Consider the following 5,070-nt stretch of genomic DNA (forward strand, 5'->3'; position numbering starts at 1 on the left):
TTTTCAAGTTAAGAAATGGCGTAGCCATTTCTTAACTTGGTATTACTCAGCGATCGCGCCATCGTCTGGGCTGCTATCGTTATCATGGGGAAGCTCGAGGCAATATCCCGCACCATATACGGTTTTAATATATTTAGGATGGCGCGGATCGGGTTCGAGTTTGGTACGGAGATGCCGAATATGGACACGGATGGTTTCGATATCGTCATCAGGTTCATAGCCCCAAACTTCCTTGAGGATTTCGCTAGGCGATACGGTCTGACCGTGACGTTGCAAGAGACAATGCAGGAGCTCAAATTCTAGATGGGTTAATTTGACGGTTTGATTAAACCAAATGGCTTCAAAACGCTCAGGTACGAGTGTTAAGGAACCGAAGATTAAAATTTCACCATGCTTAGCCGTATCAATAATTCGATTTGTACGCCTTAGTAAAGCCCGTACTCGCGCTAGCATTTCTTCGAGTTCAAAGGGCTTAGTTAAATAATCATCGGCTCCAGCGTTAAAGCCTTCAACTTTATCTTGGGTTTGTCCCATCGCTGTGAGCATCATTACGGGAATTTCTTTAGTCCTTTCGTCACGACGCAATCTTTGACAAACTGTAAATCCATCTACCCTAGGTAGCATTAAATCAAGGATGATCATGTCTGGCATCAACTGAATGGCAAGGGCTTGTCCTTTGATTCCATCACTTGCTTGACTGACTTGATATCCAGCATGTTCAAGGTTTAGCGTGACCATTTCAGATATTATCGGATCATCATCAATCAAGAGTAGCCTAGGCATCATTAGTCAAAGTTCCATCTATACGATTTGATTACGTTTTTTTAAAATATATCACAGGGATACATAACAAGTCGGGGATGGGGTGATGTGCTATCAGTCGTACTACCAGTCATAGTTGGCATTAATGGCGATCGCTAAAAAATTTCTGGCTAAAGGAGTAGTAGGTACAGCGTATCAGCTATTTACAGCTTTCTATACCATATTGATCAATTATTGATCGATAAAACTAGTTAAGTCTGTCTTCAACTCTTACAACATTCTCATACAATATATGAAGATATGTAAAAATTGATATAAAACTGGTTTATTCGCATGAGCCTTCCAACTACTTCTGTCACCGAACTTTTTGCACCAGTCAAAGATGACTTGCATACTCTCACGGATAATTTGAAGCAGTTGGTAGGGGCAAGACATCCAATTTTGTATGCTGCTGCCGAACATTTGTTTGAAGCTAAGGGCAAGAGTATGCGTCCCGCGCTGGTCTTGCTAGTGTCACGGGCGACGATGAGCGATCGCGATATCACCTCACGCCATCGTCGTCTTGCGGAGATCACGGAAATGATCCATACAGCAAGTCTGGTGCATGACGATGTGATCGACTCCGCAGATCTCCGTCGTGGGATGCCCACGGTGAATAATAGCTTTGGCAATCGCATTGCGGTCTTGGCTGGAGACTTTCTGTTTGCCCAAGCATCTTGGTATTTAGCCAACTTAGATCATCTTGAAGTTGTTAAGCTTTTGTCGAAAGTCATTACCGATTTTGCTGAGGGTGAAATTCGCCAAAGTCTCACAGCCTTTGATAGTGATCTGACTTTGGAGGACTATCTCGAAAAGAGTTTTTATAAAACTGCCTCGTTAATGGCAGGTAGCGCCAAGGCTGCGGGTGTTCTCAGTGGTGTCAGTCAGGTACAGGCTGAGCAGTTATTTAATTTTGGTAAGCATTTTGGGATCGCGTTTCAGGTTGTCGATGACATTCTTGATTTCACCAGTTCCACCGAGACTTTAGGTAAACCTGCGGGCTCCGATCTGAAGCAAGGTAATTTAACTGCACCCGTTTTGTTTGCTCTCGAAGAGCATCCTCAGTTGCGTGGATTGATCGAGCGTGAGTTTAGCGAAGTGGGAGATTTAGAAAAGGCTCTGGAACTGGTTCATAACAGTGAGGGAATTTCGCGATCGCGTGAACTCGCGAAGAGTCATGTTAAGTCTGCATTTACTGCGATCGAGTGGCTCCCATCCTCTGCGCCTAAGCAATCTCTGATTGGTTTAACAAACTACGTTTTAGATCGCTTGTATTAAGATATGGGGATGACCGAAAGCGTCATCCTCCTTAATATTTTGCCAATGAGGTATAGATATGGTTGCGGTATTAAGTATCGATAAAGCTGCCGATCAATCAACTGAAAACATAATTGAGCAGAACCTAAATACTTGGGTCAAAATCTCTTGGGAAGAATTCATTCAAGTTGCTGACGATCCGAAATATCAAAAATACAAGTTTTATTACTTCAATGGAGAATCAAGAGTTGAACCTATGTCTACTGGTTCAGACCATTCAGCCGATCATGCACTAATAGTTATGGCTATTGGCTTATTTGTTGCCGTTAATGGATTAGCTTTAAATAGCAAAGATAATTGCTCTTACCGAAAAGTTGGCAGTAAGGAAGTCCAGCCCGATATTTCTTATTATGTTGGCGATCGCGCTCAGTTAATTCCTTGGGGTACGGGTGTGGTTGATTTGGATGTGTATCCTGCACCTGATTTGGCGATCGAGATTGCGAATAGTTCTTGGGCGGATGATATTGGTAAAAAACGCTTGATGTATGAAGATTTGGGCGTGAAGGAATATTGGGTAATTGATGTTAAAAATGTGGAGATTTTAGCCTTTACAATTACGGATTTTGATGGTGCTAAAGGTAGTTATCGAATTACGCGATCGCAAGTAATTACAGGTTTAGAAATTTCTCTTTTAGAAGAAGCTTTGCGATTATCAAGAGAAATTGATCATGGTCAGGTTACTTCATGGCTGTTAACTCAATTACAAAAAAGTAAAAACTAGATTTTCAAATCACAAAAATCCTGCAAAAATAGGAAATATAATAAAAATCTAGTTTTTACCTAGAAATATGAGTGCATTTCCTGATTTTGCGGTGCATGGTTATCAAGTTATCAAAGAGTTGGGGCATAACTTGGAGGGGGGCAGGTTTACATACCTTGCTAAACGTCTTGCGGATAATGTTGACGTTGCCATCAAGCAATTTCAGTTTGCGACGGGTTCGGGGTGGGATGGATTTAGAGCGATCGAGCGTGAGATCCAAAGCTTACAGGGTTTAAATCATCGCGGCATTCCTAAATATTTAGACAAGTTTGAGACGGGTAATGGCTATTGCTTAGTTACGGAATACTTTCCTGCAGATACTTTGGCGGCGGCGCGGAGTTTTACGCCCGATCAAATTAAGCAAATTGCGGTGCAGATTTTGGAAATTTTGGTTTATCTGCAAGAGCGAATGCCGCCTGTCATTCACCGTGATGTTAAGCCTGAAAATATTCTGGTGGATGATAATCTCAAGGTTTACCTGATTGATTTTGGTTTTGCGCGGGTGGGTAGTGGCAGTGTGGCGATGAGTAGCGCTAATGCGGGGACGTTTGGCTTCATGGCTCCCGAACAAATCCGCAATCTCAAGCTAACCAATGCTTCCGATCTCTATGGTTTGGGTTTGACGTTAATCTGTTTGATTGGGGCGATCCGTTCGACAGATATCGGCAATTACATCGATTTCAGCAATCAACTAGATCGCAGCAAAATCGATCCGAAGTTGAAGGGATGCAGTTTAACCTTTGTGAAGTGGCTAGATCAGATGGTTGCGCCCGATCCGAGTAAGCGTTTTGCTGATGCTAAGTCTGCATTGGAGGCGTTGAAGCCTTTGTATGTGGTGCGTGTGCCTGAAGTCAAGTTTTTTAAAGATGGAAAGGAATTCGAGCCTAGTAGAGATGTTTTAGAATTTAAGGCGACTAAATTAGGTGAAAAGCTCACGCAAACGATTACGCTAGTTAATTCTATTCCCGAAACTGTTTTAGAAGGTCATTGGGAAGTTGCTCCTCATCCTAATGATCCGCCACATAATCCAGATAACCATGATTGGATCTCATTTAGTCGCAAGAGGTTTAACGGTAATAAAATTGAATGTTAAATCATAGTGGATACCATTGAGTTAATTGCTAAAGCCAAAGGGAAGCGGAAATTAATGCTCCATCTTAATACCAATCACGAAAACTACGCCTTTTCAATCCAAGTAGAAACTGCCGCTTTACCTATAAAGACTTACAAATTTTCTCTTGGATTTATAACTCATTTTCTAATGATCCCATTTTTAATTGGAATCATTCCTATCGTTTTGCATATAACAAAGCTTGTGTCACTTTCTAATATGTATTATGGTTTTGTTCTTGTATGGCTACCAATACCCATATTCATAGTTGTATGTTTATTAAATTTCGTCAGTAGTCTGATTGATAGAGATTTAAAAAAAATATTGACTCTTACGGGAAGTCTAACAATTGGGTTATCTATAATGTGCATATATTTTCTGTCGATTGATAACTCATACGAAAAATCAAATTTTCCCCAATTTTATGCTTGGTTAAATACATACAGGATTTTTATCTATGGAAGTGCTTTCGCTAGTGCTAGTTGGTTAGGCTACCTTTTCTTCTATCCATCCATTGACCGACAGCGTAAAATTTCCGCCTATCGCCGCAAAGAAGAACACTTGATTAAGCCATGAGTCTAAAATTATGGAAGACATTCTTCAACAAATTAGAGAATCAGCAACCACCTCTTCTCCCCCCTTCACAAGGGGGGCTGGGGGGGATCATATCCTAAGCCACAAACTCCATTCCTCAAACCACAGAGTACACATAGAACTCCCTGACTACGTTTCAAAGTTTAGATCCCCCTCAATCCCCCTTGTGAAGGGGGAAGAAGAAAAAGAACTTAATTTTCTAATTATGGAAGACATTCTTCAAAAAATTAGAGAATCAGCAATCACCTCTTCTCCCCCCTTCACAAGGGGGGCTGGGGGGGATCATCACCTCAACCACCAACTCCATCTCCCAAGCCACAGAGTACACACAAAACTCCCTGACTACGTTTCAAGGTTTAGATCCCCCTCAATCCCCCTTGCAAAGGGGGAAGAAGAGAAAGAATTTAATTTTCTAATTATGGAAGACATTCTTCAACAAATTAGAGAATCAGCAACCACCTCTTCTCCCCCCTTCACAAGGGGGGCT

The 5,070-nt window shown here is 41.6% G+C and carries 6 protein-coding genes; 5 read left to right on the forward strand and 1 reads right to left on the reverse strand.

The features are described 5' to 3' along the window. Window positions 1-42: 42 nt before the first annotated feature. The gene (locus AC805_RS17315) at window positions 43-783 is read right to left on the reverse strand and encodes a response regulator transcription factor (protein WP_055076548.1); all 741 of its coding nucleotides are present in this window, start codon (window positions 781-783) and stop codon (window positions 43-45) included. Window positions 784-1,095: 312 nt separating this feature from the next. Here AC805_RS17315 and sds point away from each other — a divergent pair, with 312 nt between their 5' ends. The 5 genes from sds to AC805_RS17340 form a co-directional block, all read left to right on the forward strand. Further along, entirely contained in the window at window positions 1,096-2,079 is a 984-nt protein-coding gene (gene sds / locus AC805_RS17320) for a solanesyl diphosphate synthase (protein WP_055076544.1), read from the forward strand. 58 nt (window positions 2,080-2,137) lie between these two features. Further along, complete coding sequence (locus AC805_RS17325) at window positions 2,138-2,839, forward strand: Uma2 family endonuclease (RefSeq protein ID WP_055076545.1); 702 nt, start codon at window positions 2,138-2,140, stop codon at window positions 2,837-2,839. Window positions 2,840-2,906: 67 nt separating this feature from the next. Further along, entirely contained in the window at window positions 2,907-3,971 is a 1,065-nt protein-coding gene (locus AC805_RS17330; RefSeq protein ID WP_055076546.1) for a serine/threonine-protein kinase, read from the forward strand. A gap of 6 nt (window positions 3,972-3,977) precedes the next feature. Continuing rightward, window positions 3,978-4,565 (forward strand): hypothetical protein, encoded by a 588-nt coding sequence (locus AC805_RS17335; protein WP_055076547.1) that lies wholly within the window; start codon window positions 3,978-3,980, stop codon window positions 4,563-4,565. 10 nt (window positions 4,566-4,575) lie between these two features. Then, window positions 4,576-5,070: hypothetical protein (locus AC805_RS17340; protein ID WP_156341449.1), on the forward strand; the 495-nt coding region annotated here is incomplete at its 3' end.

It is taken from the genome of Pseudanabaena sp. 'Roaring Creek' (genome assembly GCF_001402795.1).
GTDB lineage: Bacteria > Cyanobacteriota > Cyanobacteriia > Pseudanabaenales > Pseudanabaenaceae > Pseudanabaena.

Excerpts from the sequence above, each read along its gene's own strand:
- AC805_RS17315 (WP_055076548.1), bottom strand. The coding sequence starts at position 783 with ATGCCTAGGCTACTCTTGATTGATGATGATCCGATAATATCTGAAATG.
- sds (WP_055076544.1), top strand. The coding sequence starts at position 1,096 with ATGAGCCTTCCAACTACTTCTGTCACCGAACTTTTTGCACCAGTCAAA.
- AC805_RS17325 (WP_055076545.1), top strand. The coding sequence starts at position 2,138 with ATGGTTGCGGTATTAAGTATCGATAAAGCTGCCGATCAATCAACTGAA.
- AC805_RS17330 (WP_055076546.1), top strand. The coding sequence starts at position 2,907 with ATGAGTGCATTTCCTGATTTTGCGGTGCATGGTTATCAAGTTATCAAA.